We start from the raw sequence: 25,363 nt of genomic DNA, 5'->3' as shown, positions 1-25,363 counted from the left end.
ACGACGACGCCGGGCCCAAGGGCCCGGCGTCGTCGTTGGGGAAGTGCCGTTCGGTATCAGGCCAGGTAGCTGGCCAGCATCCACACGGTCTTCTCCTGCTCGCGGATGTAGTCGCCGGCCTGGGCGGCGGTGCCCTCGTCGTCGGCGTCGGCGGCCAGCGAGAGGAGCTCGCGCTGCAGCTCGATCAGCACCTGGTAGCCCGCCAGCACGCCCTCGACGCAGGCCTTGCCGTCCGAGACGTTCTTGTCCTCACGGATCCGCGAGATCTCGACGTAGTCGCTGTAGGCGTGCACCGGCTGGTGGCCCAGGGTGAGGATGCGCTCGGCGACCTCGTCGACCTTGGTCAGCAGGTCGGTGTAGAGCTCCTCGAACTTCTCGTGGAGCTGGAAGAACTGCGGGCCCTTCACGTTCCAGTGGTAGCCGCGCACATTCATGTAGAAGATCTGGTAGTTGGCCAGCAGCTCGTTGAGCTTCTCGGCCAGCTGGCTGGCGCTGGCCTCGTGCAGGCCGATTCGGTTGGTGTCGCTCATGGGTCGCCTCCTTGGTCGCTGTCTGTCCATGGTCGCCGCGCCGCCGCCCGGCGGCCAGCGAAACCTGGCCATGGGGATCATAGCCTTGCTGCATGACATCTTGGCGGGCGAGGCCGATTTCAAGTGACCTGCGTCACCCTGCCGCGCCAACAGTGCGGAGCTATCGCAGATGCCAGTACCGCTCAAGGCTGTTCCGGCGACAGGCCTACGAGGGGGCGCTGTGAACCCATCCCTGGGCGCTACCGATGCCTTGCTTCGCTCTCGCGTCCCGCTCCGCTCGCAGGCCCGGTGCTGGCCATCCATGGCCAGCCCGTTCGGAGCAGTGCTCCTCACCCCTGGCATAGGACTCCCTCTCCGACCTGTCCCCGGCGCCTTTCGCTATCACCCTGTCGATAACTGCGACTTCCCTGGCTTACACTGGAGCCATTCCACTCCAGGAGTGACCCCATGCGACCCTGGCCGCTGCTTCTCCTGCTGGCGCTGGCCGGTTGCCAGACCGTTCCCTCGACCCTGCCCGTGGCCGAGCCGCCGCCTGCGGCCGCCTGTCGGTGGCCCGTCGGCGAGGCGTCGCCGCGGGAGATCCTCGCGCGGGCGGTCGATGCCCTCGAGGCCGAGGGCTTCCTGATCCGCCACACGGCCACCGCGCCTGTGCTGGTGAGTGCCGAGCGCACCCGCCTGCTGCCCGGCTACGGCAGCCGCTACGACGACTGGGAGCGCCACGGCGTGTTCGGCGGCATCGGCCTGGGCGGGGGCAGCGGCGGCATCGGCGGCGGGGTGATGATCGGCTTCGGCGGGGTGGGCAGCCTGACCCGCGATGCCACCCAGCTGGAGCGGGTCTCGCTGCTGGTCAGCGGCCAGGAGGTGCGGGTCAGCCGCGACCTGCAGGTCATCGACTGGCGCGGCCGGCTGGTAGAGGCGCGCAGCGCCAGCACCGAGGCGTTCTGCCAGGCGCTGCGGCGCGCCATGCCGGCGGGAGGTACCCCATGAGCCATCGACTGGGGGCGCTGCTGCTGGTCCTGCTGCTCGCCGGGTGCGCCACCCCGCGGCCCGCGGCGTCGCCTACCGAGCTGGCCCTGGCCGCGCCACCCGAGGCGGCCCTGGAGGCCGCCGCCGAGGCGCTGATCGCGGGGGGCTATGTGGTGCGCCATGCCGACGCCTCCCTGGGCCGGCTGGAGGCGGTGTTCTCGCGCTGGCCGGGCTATCGGGTGCTGGTCGAGGTCGAGGGGGAAGGCGAGCGCAGCCGGCTGGGGCTGGCCGCCACCCGCGGTGGCCGCGCGCTGCCGCCGCGCACCCTGGAGGCGCTGGCGGCGGAGATCGCCGCCAGGCTCACGGCCGCCGACTGATCGCGGCCATGGGTCCCGGCGGGCGGCCTCAGCTCGCCTTCTCCGCCGTGCCGTCGAGGTCGAGCCCCTCCACCATGGCCAGCACGCGGTCGCGCATGGCGGCCAGAGCGTCCAGATCGTAGTGTTCCGCCTCGCCCTGGCCCCATACCGGTCCCGGCCAGGCAGCGTCCCCCTCGCGGCGCAGCACCAGGTGCAGGTGCAGCTGGGGCACCAGGTTGCCGAGGCTCGCCACGTTGAGCTTGTCGGCCTCCATCAGGGTCTTGAAGGCGCGGCCGAGGCGCCCCGCCTCCCGCCACAGCTGCTGCTGGTCCGCCTCGTCCAGCTCGAACACCTCGCTGACACCGCGCCGCCGCGGTATCAGCACCAGCCAGGGGAAGCGGGTGTCGTTCATCAGCCGCAGCTGGCACAGCGGCAGTTCGGTGACCGGGTAGCTGTCTTCCACCAGGCGGGCATCGGGCTCGAAGTGATCCATGGGGCTCTCCCGTGTCGTGAGCAGGGCGCGTGGCCTCTCCCGCATCATGCCACAGGTCGGCGGGGAGTTTCCCCTTGTGGCCGCGACGGCTAAGCTGTGCGGCCCGACCCGCAAAGGACGCTCCCATGACCCTGATCGAGGCGCTGGCCCTGCTGCTGATCGGCGCGTTGGCCGGCTTCATCAACGTGCTCTCCGCCGGCGGCTCCATGCTCACTCTGCCGCTGCTGATGTTCCTCGGCCTGCCGCCCCAGGAGGCCAACGGCACCAATCGCGTCTCCATCGCGCTGCAGAGCGTCTCGGCGGTCTATCACTTCTTCCGTGCCGGAGCGCGCCATGTGGGGCTGTCGCTGCGCCTCTCGGTGCCGGCGGTGCTGGGCTCGCTGGCGGGCGCCTGGCTGGCCATGCGCACCGGCGACGCCCTCTTCGAGGCGATCCTGATCGTGGTGATGGCGGGGGCGGCGCTGCTGATGCTGCTGCCCCAGCCGCGCCTGGAGACCCGTCCGCTGACCCCCGAGCGGCTGACCCCGGCGGTCTACCTGGCGATGTTCGCCATCGGCCTCTACGGCGGCTTCATCCAGGTGGGGGTGGGCATCCTGTTCATCGTGGTGCTCTACCGCATGCTGCGGATCGACCTGGCCCAGGTGAACGTCTTCAAGGTGCTGATCGTGCTGGTCTACACCCTGCCGGCGCTGGCGCTCTTCCTGGTCAACGACCAGGTGCGCTGGGGCTACGGCCTGCTGCTGGCGGCGGGCAGCATGACCGGCGCCTGGCTCGCGGTGAAGGTCAACGTCAGCCCGCGTGGCGCCTTCGTGGTCAAGTGGCTCACCGTGGCGGTGATCGCGGCGATCATCCTGCGGCTGCTGCTCGGGTAGGGCAGGGTGTGCCGTCAGCTGCTAAATTACCCCTTGCAACACTCCCAATCCGCAAGGAGATAGCCCCATGAAACGATCACTGGCGATGCTGATGGCGGCGCTGTTCGCCGTCTCGCTGCTCTCCGGCTGCAACACCATCCGTGGTGCCGGCCAGGACATCGAGCAGGGCGGCGAGGCGGTCCAGGACGCCGCGTCCTGAGTCGGATACCGGCACGACAAGAACAGCAGCGCCGGTGCGGCCAGCCCGCCCCGGCGCTGCCTTGCTTGGCGTAATGACAGGGAGCACAAGGCATGAGGGAGAGACGCTGGTTTCCACTGGGGCTCGGGCTGGCGCTGCTGCTGGCGGGCTGCGGGGGCCTGAACACGGCACCCAGTCCGGAGCCTGCCCCGCCGCCGCCCCGGGTGGCGGACGGTGACGCCTGCGGGGCCGAGCGCGTCCAGGATCGCATCGGCCGCGCCTATGACGCGGCGCTGGGCGAGGCCATCCGCGCCGAGAGCGGGGCGGTGAGCATGCGCGTGGTGCGCCCCGGCGAGGCGGTGACCCTCGACTACCGGCCGGAGCGCCTCAACGTGCGCCTCGACGAGGACGACGTCATCGCCGAGATCGCCTGCGGCTAGTCGCGCTCTTCCCTGGCGCCGTGCTCGTCCTGGGTGCGGCGCTCCTCCTCCTCGGCCTGCTTGCGCAGCTTCTTGCGCAGTGCGGCCTTCTCGAAACGCAGCTTCTGAAGTTTCGTCTCCAGCCTGAGGGGAGGCACCGGGGCCGGCTTCCCGTCGGCGTCCACCGCCACCATGGTCAGGTAGCAGCTGTTGGTGTGGCGGATCAGCTTGTGCTGGATGTCCTCGGCCACCACCTTGATGCCGATCTCCATGGAGGAACGGCCGACATGGTTGACGCAGGCCAGGAAGGTGACCAGCTCGCCGACGTGGATCGGCTGCTTGAACAGCACCTGGTCCACCGAGAGGGTGACCACGTAGTGGCCGGCGTAGCGGCTGGCGCAGGCGTAGGCCACCTCGTCGAGCTTCTTGAGGATGGCGCCGCCGTGCACCTTGCCGCTGAAGTTGGCCATGTCGGGGGTCATCAGCACCGTCATCGAGAGCTCGTGCTGGCCGGGCAGGGGGTGGGCGTCCATGGGCGGTCTCCTGGTGGGTTATCCACAGCATAACGCCTTGCCCCCGGTCTGGGGACAAGGCGTTTTGCCTTGGGGCAGGGTGGGCGTCAGAACCAGGTCAGGCCGACCGAGATCAGCACCCCGGTGATAAGCAGCTGGATCAGGCAGAAGCCCATGATGTCCTTGGCCTTGAGCCCGGCGATACCCAGCACCGGCAGCGCCCAGAAGGGCTGCAGCAGGTTGGTCCAGGCGTCACCCCAGGCCACGGCCATGGCGACCCGCGGGATCTCCACTCCCAGCGCCTCGGCGGCGGGCAGCATCACCGGCGCCTGCACCGCCCACTGGCCGCCCCCGGAGGGCACGAAGAGGTTGACGATGCCGGCGCTGATGAAGGTCCAGAAGGGCAGGGTGGTCTCGGTGGCGAAGGAGACCAGGCCCTCGGAGAGGGTCGCCGCCAGGCCGGACTGCACCATGATCGCCATGATCCCGGCGTAGAAGGGGAACTGGATGACGATGCCGGCACCGCCCTTGATCGCCTCCTGCAGGCTGGTCAGCAGGCTGCGCGGGGTGCGGTGCAGCACGATGGCCAGGAACAGGAACAGGAAGTTGACCACGTTGAGGTTCAGCCCGCCGCCGCGCAGGAAGAAGTGGTCGACCAGGAAGATCAGGCCCGGGATGCCCACCAGCCAGGCCAGCACCACACTGTTCTCCATGCGCTCGGCGGGGCGGGTGATGCGCACGCGCTCCTCCTCGTCATCGCCCAGCAGCTTGGGGTCGACGAAGACGCTCTCGTTCTCGTCTGGCAGCATCATGCGGTTGACCAGCGGCACGGCGATGAACAGCATCACCACGATGGCCAGGTTGAAGAAGGCGAAGATGGTGGAGCCGGTGCCGATCACACCGATCTGGTCGGCGCTGAAGTGGCCGTCGGTGGCGATGGTCAGCGGCACGGAGCCGGCCAGGCCGCCGTGCCACACCACGAAGCCGGAGTAGGCGCTGGCCACCAGCAGGCGGTAGTCGACACGCACCAGGCGCGCGAGCTCCTTTGCGAACAGCGCGCCCACCACCAGGCCGAAGCCCCAGTTGATCCAGCTGGCCGCCAGCGACACATAGGTGACCAGCAGGATGGCGCCGCCGGGCCCCTTGGCCAGGGCGGCCAGGCGCTGCAGCAGCTTCTTCACGGGGGGGGAGCTTGCCAGCATGAAGCCGGTGACCAGCACCAGCAGCATCTGCATCGAGAAGGTCAGCAGGTTCCAGAAGCCGTCGCCCCACATGCGCATCACCGCCAGCGGCGTCTGGCGTTCCACGGCGATGGCGGCCACCGCGGCGATGATGGTCAGCAGCAGCACGAAGATATAGGGGTCGGGCAGGTAGCGTTCGACCAGCTTCACCGCCGGTCTCGAGAGGGCCTTGAGCATGGCGTTCCCTTACTGTTGTGAGTGTTCTTGGTGGTTCAACACAGAAACTAGCGCAGCGTCAGTATCTTGCGTTATTTCGCCGCCAACGGTCCAGCAGGCTTGTCACACCAGTCGCTGCGGCGCCGTCGCCGATAGTAGGCGATCAGGGTCGCCGAGCGCACCAGGGTGAACAGCGTGAAGGCCAGCCACAGCCCATGGTTGGTGAGGGCCTCCGGCAGCACTGCCTGGGCGAGCCACCAGGCGGGCAGGTAGACGGCGAGCCCGGCGAAGATACTGTTGCGCATCTCGCGGATCGCCGTTGCGCCGATGAAGACCCCGTCCAGCAGGTAGCTCCACACCGCGATCAGCGGCATGGCGACCATCCATGGCAGGTAGCTGGCGGCGGTGTCGCGCACCGCCGGCAGGCCGGTGAGCAGGGCGATCAGTGCCTCGCCGCCCAGGGCGAAGGCCAGCGCGGCGAGGCCGGCGGTGGCCAGCGAGAACCAGGCCGCCCCGCGCACCGCCTGGGCGAACTCCTCCCAGCGCCTGGCGCCCACCGAGCGCCCGGTAAGCGCCTCGGCGGCGTGGGCGAAACCGTCCAGGGCGTAGCTGGTGAGCATGATGAACTGCAGCAGCACGGCGTTGGCGGCAAGCACGGTGTCGCCCTGGGCGGCCCCCCGCGAGGTGAAGAAGGCCATGGCGAACAGCAGCCCCAGGGTGCGCACGAAGAGGTTGGCGTTCACCGAGAAGAGTTCGCCGTAGGCGGCCAGCGCCAGCAGCCGGCTGCGCAGGAAGCGCCCCGAGAGCCACCTGAGCTGGCGCGAGACCAGCCACAGGCCGAAGGCGAAGGCGGTGTAGTCGGCGATCACCGTGGCCCAGGCCACGCCGTCGCTGGTCATGCCCAGGCCGACGACAAAGAGCAGGTCGAGGACGATGTTGACGCCGTTGGTCAGCACCAGGATCGCCAGGGTCACCTGCGAGTTCTGCTGGCCCAGGAACCAGCCGAGGATGGCGTAGTTGGCCAGCACCGCCGGCGCCGAGAGGATGCGGATCTCGGCATACTCGGCGGCCAGCGCCGTGGCCACCTCGCTGCCGTCGAGCAGCCACAGCCCCAGGGCGATGAGCGGTCGCGAGAGCAGGATCAGCGCCGCGCCGATGCCCGCCGCCAGCAGCAGCGACTGGCCCAGCAGGTTGCGCACCTCCGTGTCGTTCTCGCGGCCCACCGCCTGGGAGGTGAGCCCGGTGGTGCCCATGCGCAGGAAGCCGAAGCCCCAGTAGAGGAAGCTGAACAGGGTGGCACCGAGGGTCACCGCGGCCAGGTAGCGGGAGTCCGGCAGGTGGCCGACCACGGCGGTATCCACCAGCCCCAGCAGCGGCACGGTGATATTGGAGAGGATAATCGGCCAGGCCAGCGTCAGGATGCGCCGGCGCGCGGACGCGGGTGACGAAGGTTCCGAGCGGCTCACGATGGGCTCCCGAGGGTGGAAAGCCGCGCAGCATGGCCGGCGGCGGCATATAACGCAACCGCCCCGCGCTGTGGCGGGGCGGCTGTGGCGGGGTGGCTCGGTTTTCGCTTAGAAGCGGTAGCCGATGGCCGCCGAGATCAGGTCGACTTCAAGACCTACTCCTTCAGACTCGATGTCATAACGCTCGTATTCGAGCCGCATGACGGCCTGATTCACTACATATTCAGCACCGATGCCGTAGAAGGGGTCAGCGCCATCATCGCTTGAAGTCAGAGACCCGCTCCCCCAAACAGAGCTCTCACTTTCGTCCAGCTCGGCATCCCAAGCGATCATGCCCAGCTTGCCGTAAACACTAAAGCCATTCTGAATGGGCAGTTTGCCAACCAGACCAGCCGTAAAGCCTTCGATGCTGAGTTCTGACCGACCTGCGTAGCCAGGTGCTGAAGAGCTGGCCGAAAATTCGCCGAAGTTGGCGTACCCGGCTTCGATTGCGAAATTGGGGTTGAACTGGTAGCCCGCGAATAGCTTGTAGGCAGTATCGCTATCATCCGAGCTGACATTTGGATAGCCAAGGCTTTCATAGTAGCCCGCCATATCAAAATCCAGCTCAGCGTTGCCAAGGCCGACTCCAATATACGGCCCCTCGTTGGGGTTGTACTGATAGCTCTGGGCGAAGGCGGGGCTGGCGACCAGGGTGGCCAGGGCGGCGGTGGCGATCAGACGCTTCATCATGCGCTCCTTTGCATGGTGGGAGCAGGCAGGGCCTGCGGGTTGGGCGGTCGGCGAAAGCCGTCTACCCTGATGTAAGATCCTGTGAAAGGATGTAACCTCGGGCATTCTAGAAGCTAACAATGGTTAGTGCCATACCCGGCATATCGGTTGGCTGGTACTGGCAGGGCGACAACGGCAGCAGAGACTGCAGGGAGCAGGGAGTGAAAGCGATGGGCAAGCGGACCGTATTCTTCTTCGTACTGGCGCTGGTGGCGCTGCTGGGCACGACCCCGGCGATGGCCCAAGAGCAGCGCATGGAGGCCCAGCCGAGCGGCGGGGCGATGATCGCCGATGCGGTGATCGCAAGGCCGCTGCTGGCGGTGGCCACCGTGGCCGGCACCGCGGTGTTCCTGGTGTCGTTGCCCTTCACCGCCCTGGGCGGTGGCGTGGATACCGCCGCCGAAACCCTGATCAAGACCCCGGCCGAGGCGGCCTTCCGCCGCTGCCTGGGCTGCACGGTCAGCAAGCGCGCCGACGAGCTCTGAGCCGCCGCCGACGCAGCACTCCAGTCCGGGCGCCAGGCCCCCAATAAGACGACGCCCCGCTCTCAGGAGCGGGGCGTCGTGGTGTCGGTGGTCGTGTGGTCTGCGCGGGAGGGCGTCAGGCGGCGGTGATGCGCTCGTACTTGGCCATCAGCTCCTCGCGACTCTCCTCGCGCTCCGGGTCGAGGGGGATGCAGTCCACCGGGCAGACCTGCTGGCACTGCGGCTCGTCGTAGTGGCCGACGCACTCGGTGCACAGCTCCGGGTCGATGACGTAGATCTCCTCCCCGGGCGAGATGGCGCCGTTGGGGCATTCGGGTTCGCAGACGTCACAGTTGATGCACTCGTCGGTGATCATCAGGGCCATGGGGATACCTCGCGGAAGTCGCTGGCCGCGGTCGTCGGGGGTGACTCGGTGCAATCCCGAGCCTTGTGGTCAGGTATTGTAATGGCTCTTCAGCGTCGCGGCGACCCTTGGATGGACATGCTGCGAGACGTCGCCGCCCAGCTTGGCGATCTCGCGCACCAGGGTGGAGGAGATATAGGAGTTCTCCACTGCCGGGGTAAGGAAGACGGTCTCCAGCTCCGGCATCTGGGCACGGTTCATGTTGGCCAGCTGCAGCTCGTATTCGAAGTCCGAGACCGCACGCAGGCCGCGCAGCAGTACGCGCGCCTGCTGCTGCTTCATGAACTCGGTCATCAGCCCCGAGAAGCCGATCACCTCGATGTTGTCGAGCCCGGCGGTGACCTCCCGGGCCAGGGCGATGCGCGTGTCGATATCCAGCGCGGGGCCCTTGCCGGGGCTGGTGGCGATGGCCACCACCACCCTGTCGAACAACCGGGCGGCGCGCTCGATCAGGTCGAAGTGGCCGTTGGTGATCGGGTCGAAGGTGCCGGGGTATACCGCGATGTTCATCGCCGTCACTCCTCGAGTCTGCCGAAGGGGTTGTGCACCGCCAGCGAGACCGGGCGGGCGTAGCCGGGGATCTGGATCTCGGTGTCGCTGACCTCAAGCTCCGGGCCCTCCAGCACCCCCTCGCCGAAGCGATAGCGGGGAGCGAAGCGGCCCTGGTCGGCCTGGCGGCGATAGGCGGCGGCGGCCTCGCGGGTCGCCTCGCGGCGCACCTGCCAGGCGGTCACCGCGGCCTCGCCGTGGCGCTGCACCAGCAGGCGCTCGGTGACCACGGGCGAGAGCACCACCCCGGTGGCGTTGTTGCCGCCGAACCCCTTGGCGTTGATGAAGGCGGCATCCGCGGCGAAGGGCATGGCCTCGCGTGAGAGCCGCAGGCGCTCGGCATGGACGTCGTCGGCCACCGCGTCGAGGGTAGCGATGCCCGGCAGCAGGTCATGGGCGAAGCTGCCCAGGGCGCTGGCCAGCTGGTCGCCGGCGGCGCTGCCCTGGGAGTGGCCGACGTAGGCCTTCACCGCCACCACCGGCCACGCCTCGATGCCATAGGCCCGCGCCACCAGGTCGAAGACGTGGGACTCGGTGACCCGGTTCTTGGGGGTGCTGGTGCCGTGGGCGTGCAGGAAGGTGCGCTCGCGCAGGGCCTTGTCACCGAGCATCTCGCGCACCAGGGCGGCGGCCTTGCCCAGGGTAATGTAGTTGCCGATGCCCGGCGCCGAGATGGAACGCTTCCAGCCGTCGGCATTGACGAAGACGTCCGGCACGCTGCCGAGGATCTCGGCACCCACCTCGAGGGCCAGGGCGTCGTCCATCAGCATCACGAACTGGCTCGCCTCGGCGATGGTGAAGCCGCAGTTGCGGGCGAAGGGACGACACGCCTTCTGGTAATCGGTGTCGGTGAGCAGCTCCAGGGCGTCCAGCGCGCGCAGGCTGTCGTCGTCGGCCAGGGCCCCCATGGCGCGGAAGCCCTCGATGATCTCGGGGGTCACCGGCGCATCGGCGGTGCCCACCATCACCACCCGGCGGCGGCCGGCGCGGATGTCGTCGACCCCCAGGCGCAGGTTGTAGAGGAAGCTGGCGCAGGCGCCCAGCGCCGCGCCGGTGCCGCCCACGCTGCCCAGCACATAGGCATTGAGGAAGTCGGCGGGCATCTGGCCGTAGCCCAGCGGCATCTGCTTGGAGGTAGCGCGGTTGCCGGAGACGAAGCTCTTGAGCAGCCCGCCCCAGCCCTCGTCGTCGAGCTGGCCGATGGAGTTGCCGGCGTAGACGGCGACCTCGTCGGGGTCGAGCCGGTCGCGCAGGGTGTCCCAGGCCAGGCCGCTGTCGCCCAGGCAGTCGCTCGCCGCGAAGATCGCCATGGAGAGCCCGCGCGGGTGGTGCACGCTGCGGTAGAGGCGCTCTGGCTCGAAGCCGCTGGGCAGCTGGCCGGCGGCGCGCACCTGGGCGGGGCGATGCTCGGGCAGCATCACGTCCATCTCGCCGGCGGGCACGGTCACCTCGAACAGCTTGCGGTCGAGCTCGCGCACCTGCCAGGTAGGGGGCAGGTCGCGGGGCAGCTGGCGCCGGCGGATGCGGAAGGTGAGCGGGGCCTCCAGGGCCAGGCTGGCGCGACGGTTGGCGGGCAGCCCCGCGTCGTTGAAGCGCGGATCCTCGATGCGCCGGATCAGGGTATGGTCGAGCACCTGCTGGCGGGTCTGCTCGACGATGGCGGCGGGGTCGAGGGCCTCGCCGTCGGCGGTCTGCCAACTGCCGTCCTCGTGGCCGCTGGCCAGGCGCATCATGGCGGCCAGGCCCAGCAGGGTGCGGGCCTGGTCCTCCACGGGCAGGGCGTCGAGCACGGTGCGGCGGAACGCCTGGTGGCCCGAGGTTCTGCCGGCAGGGTTCACGCCGCCCATGCCGACGATCACCGGTAAGTGTGACAAGCCGGATTCCTCGTTGTGCTGTTGGTGTCTACGAGTTCGCGATCGTTGATTGGTCATGGATCATAGCACCCGGCCCGCAGCGGCGTCATGCGGGGCGCCCGGGGGCGGGCGCGAAGGCGCTAAAACGAATGTTTGAAAATCGCCGTCGCCTTGGCTAGGATGAAATGGCTGTTTGAGTCATACGAGTGGTCATATGGGCGCGTCTCTCCGGGGGTGCGCCCTTTTTTTCTTTCCCGTCTCGCTTTCATGCCGTTCACGTGCCTTTACGCAGCGTTACGCACTGCGGTGGCAGGCCGCCGCCGCGGGCGCTAGGTTGAGGGCGTGGCCCCCGCGCCACCCGACCCTTTCGTTTCTCAGGAGGAGAATGGCATGCAACACACGCTGTCACGGAAAGTCGCCCTGGCCCTGCTGGCGGGCCTGCTGACCCTGGGCCTGGCGGCCTGCGAGGAGGAACAGGGCCCTGCCGAGGAGGCCGGCGAGGAGATCGACCAGGCGGTCGAGGAGGCCGGTGATTCGATCGAGGAGGCCACCGACAACTGAGCCAGCGGCACTGGCGTCACGACAGGCCGGGCACCTTGCCCGGCCTGTCGTGTGTGTGGGGTGGCTCAGGCGAACTCCTCGGTATCCACCTCCGCCTGCAGCGCCTCGGCGTAGCGTTCGCCGACGATACGCTCGGGAGCGAACGCCTCGTCCAGGCGTGCCACCAGCTCCGGCGCGAGGGTGAGCGATTCGGCGGCCAGGTTCTCGCGCATATGGGCCACGTTGCGGGTGCCGGGAATCGGCAGGACGTCCTCCCCCTTGGCGCGCAGCCAGGCCAGTGCCAGCTGCCCGCTGGTGACTTCGAACTCGCGGGCCATGGTGTCCAGCTCGGCCAGCAGCGGCAGGTTACGGGCCAGGTTGTCGGCGCTGAAGCGCGGCATGCCGCGGCGCACGTCGCCCTCGGCCAGGGGCGTGTCGACCTGGATGGCCCCGGCGAGGAAGCCGCGCCCCAGCGGGCTGAAGGCCACGAACAGGGTGCCCGCCTCGCGGCACGCCTCGAGCACCGCGATCTCCGGGTTGCGGGTCCACAGCGAGTACTCCGTCTGCACCGCGGCGATGGGATGCTCGCTGCGGGCCCGGCGCAGGGTGGCCGCCGAGACCTCGGAGAGGCCGATGGCGCCGATCTTGCCCTCTGCCACCAGCCGCGCCAGCTCCCCTACGCTCTCCTCGATGGGCACGCCCTTGTCCCAGCGATGCAGGTAGTAGAGGTCGATATGGTCGGTCTGCAGGCGTTCGAGGCTCGCCTCGCACTGGCGGCGCAGGGTCTCGGGGCGGCCGTCTATCACCTTGCGGCCGAGCTCGGGGTCCATGGCCATGCCGCACTTGCTGGCCAGCAGAATCTCGTCGCGCTTGCCGGCGAGCGCCTTGCCTACCACCCGCTCGTTGGCGGTGGCGCCGTACAGGGTGGCGGTATCGAAGTGGCGATAGCCCATCTCGAAGGCCTCGCCCAGGGCGCGCACTGCCTCGGCCTCTTCCACCGGCTGGCCGTAGCCGTGGGAGAGGTTCATGCAACCCAGGCCGATGGCGGGGGAGGCGATGGCCTTGAGGCGGTCGGTCACGGGATTCATGGGGTCTCCTTGTGGCATGAGATCTCCTGGTGAGCGGGCACTGGCGTCAGCGCTTGCGGGCGATGAACTGGACCACGCAGCCGGGCCCGGTGTGGCCGCGCCCCTCCACCACCAGGCGCTCGCACTCGCGGCTGAGCTCGATGGCGAGCTCGGCATAGGCGGCATCGAGCTCGGCGGCGGTAGGCGTGCGGTCGGGGGTGTCCGGCCCGCCGGTGTCGCGCGGCACCTGCGCCGGGGTGTAGGCCTCGAGGATCAGTACGCCGCCCGGCCGCAGTGCCTGGATCACCTGGCGGTGAAGGTGGGGACGCCCCGCCGCCGGCACATGGCAGAAGATCGACACCACGGCATCGACGCTCTCGGCGGCGAATTCGTGCTCGGTGAGGTCGGCGTGCAGGGTGGTCAGCGCCACGCCCTTCTCCTCGGCCAGCCGCGCCGCCTTCTTCAGGCCCACCGCGGAGGCATCCACCGAGGTGACCCGGTGGCCGAGCCCGGCCAGGTAGACGCCGTTGCGCCCCTCACCGTCGGCCAGGCAGAGCACGTCCCGCGGCGGCTCGCCGATCAGCGCGGCGTGCTCGCGCAGGAAGTCGTTGGGCTCGGTGCCGTAGAGGTAGTCGTCGGTGCTGTAGCGCTCATCCCACATGGGGGCGTCCTCGCGTTGCCGTGGATTCGACCTGTGAGAGTACCAAGATCCGCGGCGCCATGGCGCCACCCGGACTCGCTCGCTCCACACTGGTGCCACAATTCCTGCGCGATGGGTCGCTAGCCTGCGAAGCGTCTTCATCGTCATCGCCAAGGAGTTCCTCATGTCGGTCAACGCCGCTCACTACGGCCGCGTCAGTCGCCTGCTGCACTGGGGGATGGCGGCCCTGTTCGCCTTCCAGTTCCTCACCGCCATCGTGCGCTTCGCCTTGCCGGATACTGCCCTGGAGGCGGCCGTGTGGGGCGCCCACAAGCCGCTGGGGGCGCTGCTGATGCTGCTGGTGGCGGTGCGCCTGGGGTGGGCGCTGGTGGAGCGGGCGCGGCGCCCGGCCGCCATCAACCTGGCCGCCTGCGTCGGCCATCTGGCGCTCTACCTGCTGATGGTGGCGGTGCCGCTGGTGGCCCTGCTGCGCCAGTACGGCTCCGGGCGAGCCTTCGCCCCCTTCGGCATCCCGCTGATGCCGGGCTTCGAGGGCGAGATCGAGTGGATGGCCGCGGTCGGCGGCATCTTCCACGGCCTGCTGGGCTGGGCGCTGCTGGCGCTGATCGTCGGCCATGTCGCCATGGCCCTTCTGCATCGCCGCATGGCCGATGAGGACGTGCTGGTGCGCATGCTGCCGCGGCGCGGCACTCCTTCTGACACGGAGGGACGCCGAGAAGCCGGTTCGGCTCGCTGACCCCGCCAAGGGGGACACCACAAGCAGAAGGGGGAGGCCAGATGCCTCCCCCTTCTGCTTTTCACGCCTTGGCGTCGATGCCGTCAGGCCTATTCCATCCGGCCGATCGACCACCACAGCGTCTCGCCGGAGCTGTCGTCGACGCCGTCGTTGTCGGTGACGAAGAAGCCCTCACCCGCGGCGTCGATGGCGAAGCCCTCGACCTTGTCGGTGACAACGCCGTTCAGGGCCGCTAGGTCCTCCATCAGGTCGCGGACCAGCGTCTTCTCCAGCACCGGCAGCTCGCCGCCCAGGGGAGCGGTCTCGATGCTGGCCAGGTCCAGCGCATAGAGACGCTTGATGGCGGCACGTTCGCCGATCTGGTTGTCGCGCTCCACCACGTAGAGGGTGCCGTTGGCGATCTCGAGCTCGGAGAGGCCCACCCAGCCGCGTTCGCTGGTCTCCAGCGGGTAGTGCGCCGCGCGCCACTCGCCGCTGGCGAGGTCGAAGCGCAGCAGCTTGGCGTGGCCGGCGGGGTCGTCCTGCCAGGGCCGTTGCATGGCGATCCACAGCGCCCCCTCATGCAGCGCGATGCCCTCGGCGGCGAAGCGTGTCTGGTGCTCGAGCAGCGCCTCCGGCAGCGCCACCGTCCGTGCGATGGCCCCCTCGGCGTTCACGTGATGCAGGGCATGGGGCACCTGCTTCTCGGCATCGCCTTCGGAAGCGACCCAGAAGCCGCCCTCGCCATCGACGGCGATGCCTTCCAGGTCCAGCGCCTCGGCTGGCTGGCCGTCGCGGGTGATCGAAAGCGCCGCGGTGATGCGCGCCGGGTGCTGGCTGGCATCGATGGTGAAGAGGCGCGGCTGGTTGGCGTAGAAGCTGTCGTTCACGGCATACAGGATGCCGGCTCGCTCGGGGTCGGCGCTCAGACCGGAGAGGGCACCCCAGCCGATCGGCGCGCCCTGGGCATCGTTCGCCGAGACCAGTTGCGGATAGGCGGGCGCATCATCGCCAAGCTGATAGAACATCACATGAGCCCGTGGGCCGCCGTCTTCCACCAGGTCCTTCTCGTTGGCACTGACCAGCAGGTTGCGCTGTGGAATCGCCACGGCGGACTCCGGCGCGATGCCCGAGGGCAGCAGCTGCATGAACTCTGGCTCGGCGCCGGTATCGCGATAGACGCCGATCACCGAGCCCCGCTCCGAGAGCACGAAGATATAGGTGTCCTCGCCGAAGTGGCCGACCTCCAGCCCCTCGGGTTCGCCCCCCTTCTTGCCGGAGCGCTTGTCCGGATAGTGGCCGGCGCGGGCCACCTCATGCTCGAAGGCGGCACCGGATTCGAACAGCAGCTCGCCGCTCTTGTGGAAGATGCTGAAGCCGCGGGCGCCGCCCTGATAGTCGCCCTCGTTGGCGATCACGAAGCGCTCGTCATCCAGCCACTGGGCGGCGTCGGGCTCGCGCAGCACACCTTGCTGGGACTCGGTGAAGGTGAGGGCGCCATCCTTCTCGGTATCGATCTGCTCGAGGTCGACGCTGCCGGCAGAGAAGTGGTGGCGAATCTCGCCGCTGTCGGCATCCACGATCACCAGGTGATTGTTCTCCTGCAGGGTCACCACGACCTCGCCCTGGGCGTTGAAGTCGACGAACTCCGGCTCCGGGTCGCTGGGGGCGATCTCTGCCAGGCCGGTCAGGTCCACGCGCTTGAGGCCCTCGCAATCCAGCGCCCCTTCGCTCAGCGGCACCAGCACCAGGTCACCGGCCGGTAGCTGGGGGATCTCGCCGTCGTTGAGGTCCTCGTCACGCTCGTTCTCGATCGCCACGGCGACCCACGCCTGGTCGGGCGAGACCGCCACCGAATCCGGCTGGCCGCCCAGCTCGCACCGGCCCAGCACCTGCTGGCTGGCGCCGGAGACCAGGGCAACGAAGCCTGAAGGCTCGGTGAAGCTGGTCGAGGTGTTCACCCCCACCACCACATCCTCGCCCACGGCGCTGACCGCCGTGGGCTCGCCTTCCAGCGCGGTGAAGCCTGCCGCACGGGGCGAGCCGTCCTCCTCGAGCGCGATGTAGCCGATCCCGCCGCGCGGGCTGTCGCTGTAGATCAGCATCTCGCCGCTGGCGGTGGCGGTGATGATCTCCGCCGACGTCTCCTGCTCTCGCTCCGACGCCGGCAGGTTGTCGGCGGTGGAGAAACTGAGAAGGCGGTTGAAGCTGGCGGCAGACGCCGAGACGGCGGTCGACGCCATGGCGATGGCCAGGGCCAGGCCGGAGAGGCGAAGGGTTCGGCAGGGCATAGGGGGGATCTCCCAACATGAGACGAATGAACTGGATGGAAGAGGCACGGTATTGGCTTGCTGTGACAGAAAAATGATGGCCGATCCATTACCACCGGCATGTTTCATTAGCATGAAAATAAAATAATAAAGCGATCTATAAAACCGTCACTTTTCTGTAGTGATCCACGATTACTGTGCCGCCAGCGACAAGTGAAAAGGCGGTCATGATGAAGATTCTTTGCTCGGCATTTCTTGGCGTGATGGTGTCGATGACGGCATCCATCGCGATGGCAGACGTCCTGCTGGACCGCGAAGAAGGCATCGAGGTGCTGGCCATCAATGGCCAAGAGGTCGATGAAGAAGACCGCCAGGCGAGCGCCAACCCTTTGCGGTTGGAGGATGGCAATAACCAGATCCTCGTCGCCTACACCACGGAGATCCGGGACGCCGGCAACGAGACCGTGCTCGATACCAGCACCACCCAGGTCCTGCTGTTCGAGGCACAGGAAGCCCAGCTCCGCCTGATGGCCCCGGAGATTCGTAGCCGCCACGAGATGCGTGCCTTCGACGAGGGCAACCGCTGGCGGCTGGTGGACAACCGTGGTGAGCGAGTCCCCTATCGCTCTGCCGTGTTGGAGAAGGAAGGCCTGCAGTTTGATAGGGACTATGAAGCCGAACTCCGACGCTTCAATCGCACCGCTTCCCCCGCCGCCGTGGCGGCCCTGGGCAGGGAGAGCTTCGCCTTCGACTCCCCCGTGGCGGCCGCCAGCGTGGCGGGAGCGATGCCGTCCGACATGCCCCAGGGCGCGACCAATGACGGCATGTCCGACCAGCAGATGGTCGGGAAGATGCTCAAGTTCTGGTACCAGCAAGCCAGTTCAACAACAAGAAACGACTTCCAGCGCTGGCTCAGCGAGAGCCAGTGATCCTCAGACTCCATTCAAAGGGAACATCCATCATGCGTAAGCTTCTCCTCGCCGCCGCCGTAGCCGCGGCCTCCGGTTCCGCCCATGCCGCCACCATCTACGAGAACGGTGGCTTCGAGTACAAGCTGAACGGTGACTTTCAGGTTCAGCTGCGTCAGAAATCCGGTGACGACAAGAACCCGGATATCGAGTTCGACGACCTGGAGCTGAAGAACTACGTCAGCTACCGGCTCAACGATGACATGACCGCCTTCGGCCGCGTCGATTTCGGCTTCAAGGACGCCGCCAACGACGAAGCGGATGCCGACAGCGGCGATCTGGAAGAGGCCTATGTGGGTATGGCCTTCGGTGGTACCTCCATCTCCTTCGGCAAGCAGAACACCGCCGGCGATGAGTTCGGCATCGAGGAGGCCATCGAGACCCACACCGACGAGGATCGCTTCGACGCGGTAGGTGCGACCGACGGTGATGACGTCATCCGCATCGACTCACAGCTCGGCAACTTCTACCTGGTGGCCTCCTACGAACTGGAGTCCGAGGGTAACGACAGCGAGAACGGCGAGTACGTCGACCTGTTCGCCTCCACCGAGTTCGGTGGGCTGGAGCTGGCCGCGGCCTACCAGGAGTGGAACGAAGCGGATGGTGGTAACGATGAAACCGTCGACACCTGGGGTGTCAGCGCCGCCTATGACTTCGGTATCGCCACCCTGGCCGCCGACTACAGTGAGTCCGACTCCAACGACGATACCACGGACAATAACGCCGACCAGTACAACCTGGCCGCCGTGTTCGCCGCCGCCGAGACCACCGATATCGCCATCGGCATGACCGAGACCAGCTACGACGACCTGGTCGGCAAAGAGGATGTGACCGAGTGGTACGCCAACGTCACCTACGCCTTCCCGGCCCACAAGAACGTGACCGTGTTCGCCGAGATCGCTGACACCGACGAGGATAACGCCGACGTGGGCTACCTGGCCGGCATGCGCATCAAGTTCTAAGGACGCGCCTTACGTCCTTCGCAGCAGATCTGTTTGTTGGGTCCGCACCCTGACACCCCGGGGGCGGGCCCCTTTTGCGTCACGTCTGCCCATTTGGTCGAACGACGCCATTCCTGACCCGAGCATGCGGTAGGGTAGCCCGTGACAGGCGCCCGGCGGCGCCACCTGAAAAGGATTACGGAGCGCCAGGCATGGCCAAGTCCTCTCTTCTTTCTCCGCGCTACCGCGTGCTGCTGGCGGGGCTCTTCAGCCAGCTGCTGTGCGTGGGCGTGGCCCGTTTCGCCTACACCCCGCTGCTGCCGGTGATGCAGCAGCAGACCTGGCTCTCCGACGCCGACGGTGGCTGGCTGGCCGCCCTCAACTATGCCGGCTACATGCTCGGCGCGCTTACCGCCGCCTCCATCGGCAGCATCCGCCTCAAGGACACCCTCTATCGCCTCACCCTGGTGCTGGCGCTCGTCTCCACCGCCGGCATGGCGCTGACCGAGAGCTTCTGGCCCTGGGCGGCACTGCGTTTCGTGGCGGGGTTCTCCAGCAGCGGCGCCATGCTGCTCGCCTCGGGGCTGATCCTGCACTGGCTGATCCAGCACGGTCAGCGCGGTGAGCTGGGCATCCACTTCGCCGGGGTGGGGCTGGGCATGCTGCTGGCGGCCCTGGCGGTGGAGCTGATGCTGGGCCTGGCCCTCGACTGGCAGGCCCAGTGGTGGGGCTTCGCCCTGCTAGCGGTGGCGCTGCTGGTGCCCGCCTGGGCCTGGTTGCCGCGGCCGGCCAGGCCGCTTGAGGGTAGCTCCGGTGGGCAGCGTCAGGCCCAGCCGCCCAGTCGCACCTTCATGCGGCTGATGCTGGCCGCCTACTTCTGCGCCGGCTACGGCTACGTGATCAGCGCCACCTTCATCGTCGCCATCGTCGAGCGCGAGCCGCTGCTGGCCGGCGCCGGCAACTGGACCTTCGCCCTGGTGGGGCTGGCGGCCGCCCCCGCGGTGATGCTGTGGGACCTGGTGGCGCGTTGGATCGGCTACCTCGGTGCGCTGATCGCCGCCATGGCGCTGCAGGTGGTGGGGATCGTGCTGCCGGCGCTCACCGACAGCCTGGCCGGCGTGCTGGTAAGCGCGGTGCTCTACGGGGGCACCTTCCTGGGCTGTGTCAGCCTGGTGCTGACCATGGCCGGCCGGCTCTACCCGCAGAGCCCGGCACGGCTGATGGGACGCATGACCCTGGCCTACGGCGCCGCCCAGATCCTCGCCCCGGCGCTTACCGGCATGCTCGCCGAGGCCAGCGGTCACTACGACACCGGCCTGTGGCTGGCCGGCGGCTTCGTCGCCCTGGGCGCGGTGCTGCTGATCTGGCTGCGTGGCGTGGACCAGACCGCCCAGCGGCTGGACGCCGAGGCCAAGGTGGCTACTCCCAGTTGATCCACTTTGCGAGTGACTGCCGGTTGGTAATCTCGACCTGCTGAGCCCGTGGCTCGGTCTCGACACTCTCCGCCGTCCGGTCCCCGCAGGCGCGGGGATAGCCCGATGCCGCCGTCGCTCTGCGTCTCTCGCGGGTCAGCAAGGGTTTACCTAAGCTTCTTGTATCGTGTCGTGCGTCTGGGCGGCCCGGAGGCCAGGGTGCCGGGCAGGCGATGCCGGGAGGTGTCAAATGGCGGATACATCGAAGGGGCTGTGGGTGACCCTGGTGTCGGGCTTCCTGGCGATCGCCGGGGTCGGGGCCAAGGGGGTGGCGGATCTCTACCTCGAGCGCGCCAGGCTGGATTCCCAGCTGATCCTCGACGCGCTGGGTTCACCGTCGGTGGAGTCCCGGCGTGAGTCGTTGCGGCTGCTGGTGGATGCACGACTGATCGCCAACGAGGAGACGCGCGAGGGACTGAAGCAGTACTTCGAGGGGGACACCCCGCGGGAACCGCCCCAGGTGACCTCCTTTATCCAGAGCGGCGAGCGGGTAAGCCTGACCCCCAGTAGTGCGGAGAATGCCAGCCGAACCGATATCGACCTCTTCGTCTGCGGCTCGGCGAGGACCAGCCTGGAGGCTCAGGCGCTGGTGGAGAAGGTGCATCGCACCCTGGAGGGGTCGGGGCACTACGGGCGCATCGTGCTGAAGGTATGGGATGGCGCCCTGTACGAGGAACTGCCCGAGAGTGAACTCAAGGGGGCCGCCACCCTGATCTACGATGCGGGGCATGGGGAGGCGGCCGAGGTCGAGGGGCTGCAGGAACGGCTGGCGCCCGTGGCTGAGCTGCCCGTGCATGCGCTACCCAATGCCGGGCCCAGCACGCCCTGGCTGCTTTCTGTGGTGCTGTGTCCCGGGCGATGAGGGGCAAGGCAACCCTGGGGCATCGTCTCCAGGGTGGGGGGTGAACCGATGAAGTGTGCACTGATACTCCTTCCCGGGCTCGACCCGGTCCAGCAGGACCACTATCGCGATGTCCTGGTGCGCAACCTTGTCACGGCCGAGGCGTCGGTCAGCATCCTCGAGTGGGGCGACGCCGGGGTGCCCGACGAGCGGGCGGCCTGCCTGCAGGTCGAGGATGGCAGCGAGCAGGGCACCACGGTGCATGTGTACGAGGCGTGGTGGGGCGATCTGGTGGCGCGGCCCGAGCAGCAGACGCCGGCGCGGGCCATCCTCGAGGGGTTCCAGCTGCTGGCCTACTGGCTTCACCCCAGCCTGCGACCCGCGTTCAGGCAGTCGCGGTTCCTGACCTTGAGCCTGGTGCTCTCTTCCCTGCTGTTGCTGCTGTGGTATGTCGGTATCCTGACCGCCGGGCTGGCCGCGATCGGCGCCGACGGCAGCCTCGGTGCGCTTAGCGCCAAGGCCGGCGCGGTGGCCGAGGCGATCGGTGGCCATGCGATATGGGTGGCGGTGGCCGGCCTGCTCGCCTTGATGCCGGTCAATGCGCTGGTGGCGATTGCCGGGTTCACGCGCCGCTATCTGACCAACATGGCCACCGCCGATGAGACGGGGCTTCGCGACGTCATTCGCGGGCGTGTCCATCGCATCCTGAGGTCCACCGAGGGACAGGGCTATGACCGGGTGGTGATCGTCGCCCACAGCTTCGGCACCGTCATTGCTACCGATCTGATCGCCGAAATGTCCGCCCCGGTAGCGCGGCCGCTGAGGCTGATCACGCTGGGCTCACCGGCACGGGTCCTCGCCTACCGTTCGCGTTGGTTGCGGCGAACCCTCGAGCGCGCCTATGGCGCACCGGTGATCGCCGAGTGGCATGACTACTACTCGGAGCAGGACTGGATGTGCACGACGATGTTCGATGCCGCCCAGCATGACGGGGCATTCCAGAGCCATCGGCTGGAGCGCGATGCCCCGCTGGTCGACCGTCTGACCGGTGTCACCCACAAGGCCTACTTCCGGGACCGCGCGGTGTTGCGCGGCATCCTCGCCGCGCTCGGCAGCCAGGAAGCGCCGTCGCCTTGAGGTCGCCATGGCGAGGCAGCCTGCAAAGCGTCGAGCCATGCCGACTACTCCTCCAGCCGCTTCTGCTTCACCCAGCGCACCCCGAACCGGCCGGGCGAGACCTCCAGCAGCGCGTAGCGGCGGTGTCGGCTGGGATCGAAGTCTTCAAAGGTGGCCTTGTCCACCTTCAGGCTCCAGTCGTCCCGGCCCATCCACTCCTCGAGGACGAGTGTCCGCGCCGGAAACATCCTCCCGCGTCCCCAGGACGCCTGCTCCTTGGCGACGATGGCCACGCGGTGCCATTGAGTCTCGCCACGGTCCCAGGCGGCATTGGCATAGTTGAGGCCAGCCCCGGCCAACAGCGTGGCGCCGGGCAGCCCGACCAGCAGGAGCTCGAGAGCGACGAGATGCAGGCGGGAACTGCGGCGCAGCACCAGCAAGGCGGCGGCGAGCAGGGTGGCGATCACTGCCCAGGCCACCTGCCAGGCATGGCCGCTGATCACGCCTTGGTCGATGTTGCCATGGTGGGTCATGGCCATGGCGATGATCGCCGCGGTGCCGCCGAATATCAGGGCGCTGCTGGTGCCGAGGAAGATGGCTGCGCGCCCGGCCGAGCGGTCCTTGAGGGCCTGCGGGCTGGCGGTGGCCATGTAGGTCTCCAGCGCCTGGCGGATCTCGTCCAGCAGGGGAACCAGCTCGCTGAAGAGCAGCTGGATGTGCGCGTCATGGGGCCCGGCGCCTTGCGGGTCCAGCTGCACCCAGATGCGTCGCTGGCGCAGGTGAAGGGCGCGGAAGCCGACGGCACGCCGCCGGCAGCGTTGCAGCACCTGCTCGAAGCGGTCCAGCAGCTCGGGCTGGGTCTTGAGCATGCGGCATGCCGCGCTGCTGTCCGAGAGGATATGCAGGCGGCTGTCGAGGTCTGGTCGGCCGGTCTGGCACTCCACGATCACCCCGAGCCTGCGGAACAGGCGATCCCACCAGCGTTCCCGCTTGAGGGTGAGATCCAGCGCCTTGACGCCGGGGATGCCGAGCTCCAGGCGGTGGTGAAACACCACGCCGCTATCCTGGTCGTGCGAGGTGACCTTGCGCTCCCGGTACTGGGCGTCGATGCCGGTGATCTCGAGCGGTTCGCCACGCCAGCGTTGTGTATGACGGTGGTGGACGAGAAGACCGACCAGCAGCAGGAAGCTCAGGCCCCAGAACATCCCCATGCGATTCCTCCTTGAACCATGAGTGATTGTCGGCACGTCTTACGCGCATAGGCGCGAGGCGAGCGGGTGCCCGGGAAAGGCGAGCGGAGTATAAGGGGCGCTCCCGACCCTGGCCAGCCAGGGCGGGAGACGTCAGCGGTCGGTCACGAACCGGCGCCGCGGCCAGGGGCGTCGCCCTGGCCCGGCGGCATCACCACCCACTCGGGCTCCTCGAACTCGCCGATCACGCGGATCTCGCAGAAGGGCGCGGCGCTCTGGATGATCGCCTTCACCCGGGGCGCCGGTTGGGCCTCCATGGCGTCGCGGCTGGCCTTGCTGTCCCAGTGGGCGATGGCGATCAGGGTGCTGGGGTCGCCGATCTTGCGGTGCAGCTCGGTGCCGCTTGCGCCCGGCGCCTGCTGGATCAGCTCGCTGGCGCGCACCCAGGCATCGGCGTAGTCCTCGGCGGTGTAGCCGTCGCGGATATGCACCTCGAAGAGGTATTTCATGGGGCGCCTCTGGTCGGAGAATGGATTCACCCCTGAGGATAATCCATCCCCCTGGGGCTTTGCGGTGATCGGCGTTTGCGGCAGGATCTTCACACCTCCATGGCGGGAGGCGCCGTGATGGCGTGTCCCTCGGAAAAGGAAGCCCGCCCATGCCCGAACTTCCCCTGCTGATCGCCATCGCCGCCCTGGCCGGAGCGGCGTTCTCCGCCTATGGCGTATGGCGGCGCCGCGCGGTCAATGCCTGGCCCCGGGCTACAGCCGAGGTGGTCGCCACCGAGGTGATCGAGCTCGGGTCGCGGGTGCAGAATCGTGAGGGGCCCGAGCAGGAGCGCCGTTACCTGGCCCGGGTGGCGGTGCGCTTCGAGGTGGCCGGCGAGGCGGTCGCCACCGATAATCGTCGCTTCGACGCGGCGCCCTCCTTCCGGAGCCGAGAGGCGGCACAGGCCTGGCTGCGGGACTATCCCGTCGGCAAGGCGCTGGAGGTGCGCCACGCCCCGGATGATCCGCGCCTCGCCCAGTTTGGCCCGTCGCGCCTCCCCGTGCGTCGCATCGGCCTGACGCTGTTCCTGCTGGCGATGGCGGGGTTTGCGCTGTTTCTCCACCTGAAGGGTTGAGACGGCTTCCCTTTGCGACTTTCCTTGTTAAGCCATTGATGATTCTGCGCGGAGCCGGCAGCATGGCGGCCTTTTGCGTGGAGGATTCATGCGCCGCTCTCTGCTGGCCGGGTTACTGGCCCTCGCTCCCCTGATGGCCCAGGGGGATGTCGTCGTGGGCAGCTGGAACATCAAGCACCTGGGCTGGAACAACGACAAGGCGGTGGGCCAGGTGGCCCATGTGGCCAACCACTTCGACCTGCTGGCGATCCAGGAGCTGATGGACCCGGCGGCGCTCGCGGCGCTGGAAGGAGAGCTCGAGGCGCTCTCCGGCGAGGCGTGGTCCTCCATGGCCAGCCATGCGCTGGGTCGCAGCTCCTACGAGGAGCACTACGGCTTCCTGTGGCGCGAGAGCGAGGTGGCCTACGAGGATGGCGCGGTGGTGTTCATCGACCACGGCGATGTCTTCTCGCGTGAGCCCTACTCGGCACGCTTCCGCGATGTGGAGACCGGTGACCGGTTCACCGCGGCCACGGTGCATGTGGTCTACGGCGACAGCGTGAGCGACCGGCTGCCGGAGATCGCGGCGCTGGCCGACTACTGGCGGTGGCTGGGCGAGGCGCATGCCGATACCCCGCGCCTGTTGATGGGCGACTTCAACCTGGCGCCGGACCATGCCGGCTGGGCACCCCTGCGTGAGCAGGGGGCGGTGCCGGCGGTGACCGAGGGCGCCTCCACCCTGGCGACCACCGCCGGCCGCTACGCCAACCTCTACGACAACCTCTGGTACGACGCCGAGCGCCTCGCCCCGAACGAGCGGGGCGTGCTGCGCTTCCCGACGCTGCTGCCGCTGGCCCACCAGGAGGCGCGCGACCGGGTCTCGGACCATGTGCCGGTCTACGTGGCGCTGAACGGGGCGAGCCTGGCGCCCCGCGCCGCCGACGGGGGCGCGCTGATGGCGAGCCAGGGCGGGCCGAGCTGCATCGACCTCAACGCCAGCGGCCTCGAGCGCCTGGCCGAGCTACCCCATGTGGGGCCGGCCCGTGCCGAGGCGATCGTCTCCGGCCGGCCGTGGCGCTCGCCGGGGGAGCTGACGCGGATCTCTGGCATCGGCGAAGGGCGCCTGGCGGCGATCCGCGGCAGCGGCCTGCTGTGTGGCGGCTGATGCCAGCACTTCCAGGGTGATGTGACCTGACTCAACTCACTCCCCCGTGGCAACGGCTACCCTGG

The 25,363-nt window shown here is 68.3% G+C and carries 29 protein-coding genes; 15 read left to right on the top strand and 14 right to left on the bottom strand.

Annotated features, from left to right (window positions below; genetic code table 11):
* Positions 1-56 precede the first annotated feature (56 nt).
* A complete protein-coding gene (locus tag BLP95_RS11520) occupies positions 57-530 on the bottom strand; it encodes a Dps family protein (RefSeq protein WP_089679567.1) in 474 nt (157 codons plus the stop codon).
* Between the two features lie 447 nt (positions 531-977).
* On the opposite strand from BLP95_RS11520, the gene BLP95_RS11515 reads away from it, so the two are divergent.
* Together BLP95_RS11515 and BLP95_RS11510 are read left to right on the top strand one after the other, a co-directional pair.
* Positions 978-1,517, top strand: coding sequence for a hypothetical protein (locus BLP95_RS11515; RefSeq protein ID WP_089679564.1), 540 nt, complete (start codon positions 978-980; stop codon positions 1,515-1,517).
* Positions 1,514-1,873, top strand: a complete 360-nt coding sequence (locus BLP95_RS11510) for a hypothetical protein (protein ID WP_089679561.1) — start codon at positions 1,514-1,516, stop codon at positions 1,871-1,873. The genes BLP95_RS11515 and BLP95_RS11510 overlap by 4 nt, the downstream gene beginning before the upstream one ends.
* A 28-nt stretch (positions 1,874-1,901) precedes the next feature.
* On the opposite strand, the gene BLP95_RS11505 is transcribed toward BLP95_RS11510, so the two are convergent.
* Positions 1,902-2,345, bottom strand: coding sequence for an HIT domain-containing protein (locus BLP95_RS11505; RefSeq protein ID WP_089679558.1), 444 nt, complete (start codon positions 2,343-2,345; stop codon positions 1,902-1,904).
* A 125-nt stretch (positions 2,346-2,470) separates the two neighbouring features.
* On the opposite strand from BLP95_RS11505, the gene BLP95_RS11500 reads away from it, so the two are divergent.
* From BLP95_RS11500 to BLP95_RS11490, 3 genes are all read left to right on the top strand, one after another.
* Positions 2,471-3,217, top strand: coding sequence for a sulfite exporter TauE/SafE family protein (locus tag BLP95_RS11500; RefSeq protein WP_089679553.1), 747 nt, complete (start codon positions 2,471-2,473; stop codon positions 3,215-3,217).
* A gap of 67 nt (positions 3,218-3,284) precedes the next feature.
* Complete coding sequence (locus BLP95_RS11495; protein ID WP_089679551.1) at positions 3,285-3,416, top strand: entericidin A/B family lipoprotein; 132 nt, start codon at positions 3,285-3,287, stop codon at positions 3,414-3,416.
* A gap of 92 nt (positions 3,417-3,508) precedes the next feature.
* Positions 3,509-3,835: an I78 family peptidase inhibitor gene (locus BLP95_RS11490; RefSeq protein WP_089679548.1), complete on the top strand. Its 327-nt coding sequence runs from the start codon at positions 3,509-3,511 to the stop codon at positions 3,833-3,835.
* Here the strand turns inward: BLP95_RS11490 and BLP95_RS11485 are convergent.
* The 4 genes from BLP95_RS11485 to BLP95_RS11470 form a co-directional block, all read right to left on the bottom strand.
* Positions 3,832-4,347, bottom strand: coding sequence for an acyl-CoA thioesterase (locus tag BLP95_RS11485; protein ID WP_089679545.1), 516 nt, complete (start codon positions 4,345-4,347; stop codon positions 3,832-3,834). The two genes, BLP95_RS11490 and BLP95_RS11485, sit on opposite strands and share 4 nt — an antisense overlap.
* 86 nt (positions 4,348-4,433) lie before the next feature.
* The gene (locus tag BLP95_RS11480; RefSeq protein ID WP_089679542.1) at positions 4,434-5,744 is read right to left on the bottom strand and encodes a short-chain fatty acid transporter; all 1,311 of its coding nucleotides are present in this window, start codon (positions 5,742-5,744) and stop codon (positions 4,434-4,436) included.
* A gap of 71 nt (positions 5,745-5,815) precedes the next feature.
* On the bottom strand, positions 5,816-7,189 hold the full coding sequence (locus BLP95_RS11475) for an MATE family efflux transporter (protein WP_089679539.1): 1,374 nt from the start codon (positions 7,187-7,189) through the stop codon (positions 5,816-5,818).
* Between the two features lie 108 nt (positions 7,190-7,297).
* Positions 7,298-7,918 (bottom strand): outer membrane beta-barrel protein, encoded by a 621-nt coding sequence (locus BLP95_RS11470; RefSeq protein WP_176760278.1) that lies wholly within the window; start codon positions 7,916-7,918, stop codon positions 7,298-7,300.
* Between the two features lie 212 nt (positions 7,919-8,130).
* On the opposite strand from BLP95_RS11470, the gene BLP95_RS11465 reads away from it, so the two are divergent.
* A complete protein-coding gene (locus tag BLP95_RS11465) occupies positions 8,131-8,445 on the top strand; it encodes a hypothetical protein (protein WP_089679533.1) in 315 nt (104 codons plus the stop codon).
* A gap of 115 nt (positions 8,446-8,560) precedes the next feature.
* Here BLP95_RS11465 and BLP95_RS11460 read toward each other — a convergent pair whose 3' ends face one another.
* The 3 genes from BLP95_RS11460 to BLP95_RS11450 form a co-directional block, all read right to left on the bottom strand.
* Positions 8,561-8,809, bottom strand: coding sequence for a YfhL family 4Fe-4S dicluster ferredoxin (locus BLP95_RS11460; protein ID WP_089679530.1), 249 nt, complete (start codon positions 8,807-8,809; stop codon positions 8,561-8,563).
* A gap of 69 nt (positions 8,810-8,878) precedes the next feature.
* The gene (gene coaD / locus BLP95_RS11455; RefSeq protein WP_089679526.1) at positions 8,879-9,358 is read right to left on the bottom strand and encodes a pantetheine-phosphate adenylyltransferase; all 480 of its coding nucleotides are present in this window, start codon (positions 9,356-9,358) and stop codon (positions 8,879-8,881) included.
* A gap of 5 nt (positions 9,359-9,363) precedes the next feature.
* Positions 9,364-11,244, bottom strand: coding sequence for a beta-ketoacyl synthase (locus tag BLP95_RS11450; protein WP_089679523.1), 1,881 nt, complete (start codon positions 11,242-11,244; stop codon positions 9,364-9,366).
* A 396-nt stretch (positions 11,245-11,640) separates the two neighbouring features.
* Here BLP95_RS11450 and BLP95_RS16895 point away from each other — a divergent pair, with 396 nt between their 5' ends.
* Positions 11,641-11,811, top strand: a complete 171-nt coding sequence (locus BLP95_RS16895; RefSeq protein ID WP_023004473.1) for a hypothetical protein — start codon at positions 11,641-11,643, stop codon at positions 11,809-11,811.
* A gap of 65 nt (positions 11,812-11,876) precedes the next feature.
* Here the strand turns inward: BLP95_RS16895 and BLP95_RS11445 are convergent, their stop codons facing one another.
* Complete coding sequence (locus tag BLP95_RS11445; RefSeq protein WP_089679520.1) at positions 11,877-12,878, bottom strand: aldo/keto reductase; 1,002 nt, start codon at positions 12,876-12,878, stop codon at positions 11,877-11,879.
* A 46-nt stretch (positions 12,879-12,924) separates the two neighbouring features.
* A complete protein-coding gene (locus tag BLP95_RS11440) occupies positions 12,925-13,518 on the bottom strand; it encodes an SAM-dependent methyltransferase (protein ID WP_089679517.1) in 594 nt (197 codons plus the stop codon).
* Positions 13,519-13,681: 163 nt separating this feature from the next.
* Between BLP95_RS11440 and BLP95_RS11435 the strand changes: the two genes are divergently transcribed.
* Positions 13,682-14,254 (top strand): cytochrome b, encoded by a 573-nt coding sequence (locus BLP95_RS11435; protein WP_089679514.1) that lies wholly within the window; start codon positions 13,682-13,684, stop codon positions 14,252-14,254.
* An 89-nt stretch (positions 14,255-14,343) separates the two neighbouring features.
* Here BLP95_RS11435 and BLP95_RS11430 read toward each other — a convergent pair whose 3' ends face one another.
* Complete coding sequence (locus BLP95_RS11430) at positions 14,344-16,524, bottom strand: esterase-like activity of phytase family protein (RefSeq protein ID WP_089679510.1); 2,181 nt, start codon at positions 16,522-16,524, stop codon at positions 14,344-14,346.
* A gap of 206 nt (positions 16,525-16,730) precedes the next feature.
* Between BLP95_RS11430 and BLP95_RS11425 the strand changes: the two genes are divergently transcribed.
* From BLP95_RS11425 to BLP95_RS11405, 5 genes are all read left to right on the top strand, one after another.
* Positions 16,731-17,432, top strand: a complete 702-nt coding sequence (locus BLP95_RS11425; RefSeq protein ID WP_089679508.1) for a YccT family protein — start codon at positions 16,731-16,733, stop codon at positions 17,430-17,432.
* Between the two features lie 32 nt (positions 17,433-17,464).
* A complete protein-coding gene (locus tag BLP95_RS11420; protein ID WP_089679505.1) occupies positions 17,465-18,433 on the top strand; it encodes a porin in 969 nt (322 codons plus the stop codon).
* Positions 18,434-18,624: 191 nt separating this feature from the next.
* Positions 18,625-19,845: a YbfB/YjiJ family MFS transporter gene (locus BLP95_RS11415; RefSeq protein WP_089679502.1), complete on the top strand. Its 1,221-nt coding sequence runs from the start codon at positions 18,625-18,627 to the stop codon at positions 19,843-19,845.
* A gap of 229 nt (positions 19,846-20,074) precedes the next feature.
* A complete protein-coding gene (locus BLP95_RS11410; protein ID WP_089679498.1) occupies positions 20,075-20,746 on the top strand; it encodes a hypothetical protein in 672 nt (223 codons plus the stop codon).
* A 48-nt stretch (positions 20,747-20,794) separates the two neighbouring features.
* Positions 20,795-21,862 carry a lipase family protein gene (locus BLP95_RS11405; RefSeq protein WP_089679495.1) on the top strand — a complete coding sequence of 356 codons (1,068 nt, stop codon included), beginning with the start codon at positions 20,795-20,797 and terminating at the stop codon, positions 21,860-21,862.
* A gap of 44 nt (positions 21,863-21,906) precedes the next feature.
* Here the strand turns inward: BLP95_RS11405 and BLP95_RS11400 are convergent, their stop codons facing one another.
* Together BLP95_RS11400 and BLP95_RS11395 are read right to left on the bottom strand one after the other, a co-directional pair.
* On the bottom strand, positions 21,907-23,052 hold the full coding sequence (locus tag BLP95_RS11400) for a hypothetical protein (RefSeq protein WP_089679492.1): 1,146 nt from the start codon (positions 23,050-23,052) through the stop codon (positions 21,907-21,909).
* 143 nt (positions 23,053-23,195) lie between these two features.
* Positions 23,196-23,540 carry an antibiotic biosynthesis monooxygenase family protein gene (locus BLP95_RS11395; protein ID WP_089679489.1) on the bottom strand — a complete coding sequence of 115 codons (345 nt, stop codon included), beginning with the start codon at positions 23,538-23,540 and terminating at the stop codon, positions 23,196-23,198.
* Positions 23,541-23,689: 149 nt separating this feature from the next.
* Between BLP95_RS11395 and BLP95_RS11390 the strand changes: the two genes are divergently transcribed.
* Positions 23,690-24,154: a DUF3592 domain-containing protein gene (locus BLP95_RS11390; protein WP_089679487.1), complete on the top strand. Its 465-nt coding sequence runs from the start codon at positions 23,690-23,692 to the stop codon at positions 24,152-24,154.
* Between the two features lie 88 nt (positions 24,155-24,242).
* Positions 24,243-25,298, top strand: coding sequence for a helix-hairpin-helix domain-containing protein (locus BLP95_RS11385; protein ID WP_176760277.1), 1,056 nt, complete (start codon positions 24,243-24,245; stop codon positions 25,296-25,298).
* The last annotated feature ends 65 nt before the right edge of the window (positions 25,299-25,363 follow it).

Origin of the sequence: Halomonas shengliensis, from assembly GCF_900104135.1 — a bacterium.
Lineage (GTDB): Bacteria > Pseudomonadota > Gammaproteobacteria > Pseudomonadales > Halomonadaceae > Halomonas > Halomonas shengliensis.
Note: the sequence above shows the minus strand (reverse complement) of the source record. Positions and strands in the feature narration are given on the sequence as shown.

Excerpts from the sequence above, each read along its gene's own strand:
- BLP95_RS11520 (WP_089679567.1), bottom strand. The coding sequence starts at position 530 with ATGAGCGACACCAACCGAATCGGCCTGCACGAGGCCAGCGCCAGCCAG.
- BLP95_RS11430 (WP_089679510.1), bottom strand. The coding sequence starts at position 16,524 with ATGCCCTGCCGAACCCTTCGCCTCTCCGGCCTGGCCCTGGCCATCGCC.
- BLP95_RS11480 (WP_089679542.1), bottom strand. The coding sequence starts at position 5,744 with ATGCTCAAGGCCCTCTCGAGACCGGCGGTGAAGCTGGTCGAACGCTAC.
- BLP95_RS11510 (WP_089679561.1), top strand. The coding sequence starts at position 1,514 with ATGAGCCATCGACTGGGGGCGCTGCTGCTGGTCCTGCTGCTCGCCGGG.
- coaD (WP_089679526.1), bottom strand. The coding sequence starts at position 9,358 with ATGAACATCGCGGTATACCCCGGCACCTTCGACCCGATCACCAACGGC.
- BLP95_RS11395 (WP_089679489.1), bottom strand. The coding sequence starts at position 23,540 with ATGAAATACCTCTTCGAGGTGCATATCCGCGACGGCTACACCGCCGAG.
- BLP95_RS11420 (WP_089679505.1), top strand. The coding sequence starts at position 17,465 with ATGCGTAAGCTTCTCCTCGCCGCCGCCGTAGCCGCGGCCTCCGGTTCC.
- BLP95_RS11385 (WP_176760277.1), top strand. The coding sequence starts at position 24,243 with ATGCGCCGCTCTCTGCTGGCCGGGTTACTGGCCCTCGCTCCCCTGATG.
- BLP95_RS11415 (WP_089679502.1), top strand. The coding sequence starts at position 18,625 with ATGGCCAAGTCCTCTCTTCTTTCTCCGCGCTACCGCGTGCTGCTGGCG.
- BLP95_RS11410 (WP_089679498.1), top strand. The coding sequence starts at position 20,075 with ATGGCGGATACATCGAAGGGGCTGTGGGTGACCCTGGTGTCGGGCTTC.
- BLP95_RS11440 (WP_089679517.1), bottom strand. The coding sequence starts at position 13,518 with ATGTGGGATGAGCGCTACAGCACCGACGACTACCTCTACGGCACCGAG.
- BLP95_RS11515 (WP_089679564.1), top strand. The coding sequence starts at position 978 with ATGCGACCCTGGCCGCTGCTTCTCCTGCTGGCGCTGGCCGGTTGCCAG.
- BLP95_RS11495 (WP_089679551.1), top strand. The coding sequence starts at position 3,285 with ATGAAACGATCACTGGCGATGCTGATGGCGGCGCTGTTCGCCGTCTCG.
- BLP95_RS11505 (WP_089679558.1), bottom strand. The coding sequence starts at position 2,345 with ATGGATCACTTCGAGCCCGATGCCCGCCTGGTGGAAGACAGCTACCCG.
- BLP95_RS11405 (WP_089679495.1), top strand. The coding sequence starts at position 20,795 with ATGAAGTGTGCACTGATACTCCTTCCCGGGCTCGACCCGGTCCAGCAG.
- BLP95_RS11400 (WP_089679492.1), bottom strand. The coding sequence starts at position 23,052 with ATGGGGATGTTCTGGGGCCTGAGCTTCCTGCTGCTGGTCGGTCTTCTC.
- BLP95_RS11425 (WP_089679508.1), top strand. The coding sequence starts at position 16,731 with ATGATGAAGATTCTTTGCTCGGCATTTCTTGGCGTGATGGTGTCGATG.
- BLP95_RS11460 (WP_089679530.1), bottom strand. The coding sequence starts at position 8,809 with ATGGCCCTGATGATCACCGACGAGTGCATCAACTGTGACGTCTGCGAA.
- BLP95_RS11470 (WP_176760278.1), bottom strand. The coding sequence starts at position 7,918 with ATGAAGCGTCTGATCGCCACCGCCGCCCTGGCCACCCTGGTCGCCAGC.
- BLP95_RS11485 (WP_089679545.1), bottom strand. The coding sequence starts at position 4,347 with ATGGACGCCCACCCCCTGCCCGGCCAGCACGAGCTCTCGATGACGGTG.
- BLP95_RS11465 (WP_089679533.1), top strand. The coding sequence starts at position 8,131 with ATGGGCAAGCGGACCGTATTCTTCTTCGTACTGGCGCTGGTGGCGCTG.
- BLP95_RS11500 (WP_089679553.1), top strand. The coding sequence starts at position 2,471 with ATGACCCTGATCGAGGCGCTGGCCCTGCTGCTGATCGGCGCGTTGGCC.
- BLP95_RS11445 (WP_089679520.1), bottom strand. The coding sequence starts at position 12,878 with ATGAATCCCGTGACCGACCGCCTCAAGGCCATCGCCTCCCCCGCCATC.
- BLP95_RS11435 (WP_089679514.1), top strand. The coding sequence starts at position 13,682 with ATGTCGGTCAACGCCGCTCACTACGGCCGCGTCAGTCGCCTGCTGCAC.
- BLP95_RS11390 (WP_089679487.1), top strand. The coding sequence starts at position 23,690 with ATGCCCGAACTTCCCCTGCTGATCGCCATCGCCGCCCTGGCCGGAGCG.
- BLP95_RS16895 (WP_023004473.1), top strand. The coding sequence starts at position 11,641 with ATGCAACACACGCTGTCACGGAAAGTCGCCCTGGCCCTGCTGGCGGGC.
- BLP95_RS11490 (WP_089679548.1), top strand. The coding sequence starts at position 3,509 with ATGAGGGAGAGACGCTGGTTTCCACTGGGGCTCGGGCTGGCGCTGCTG.
- BLP95_RS11450 (WP_089679523.1), bottom strand. The coding sequence starts at position 11,244 with ATGGGCGGCGTGAACCCTGCCGGCAGAACCTCGGGCCACCAGGCGTTC.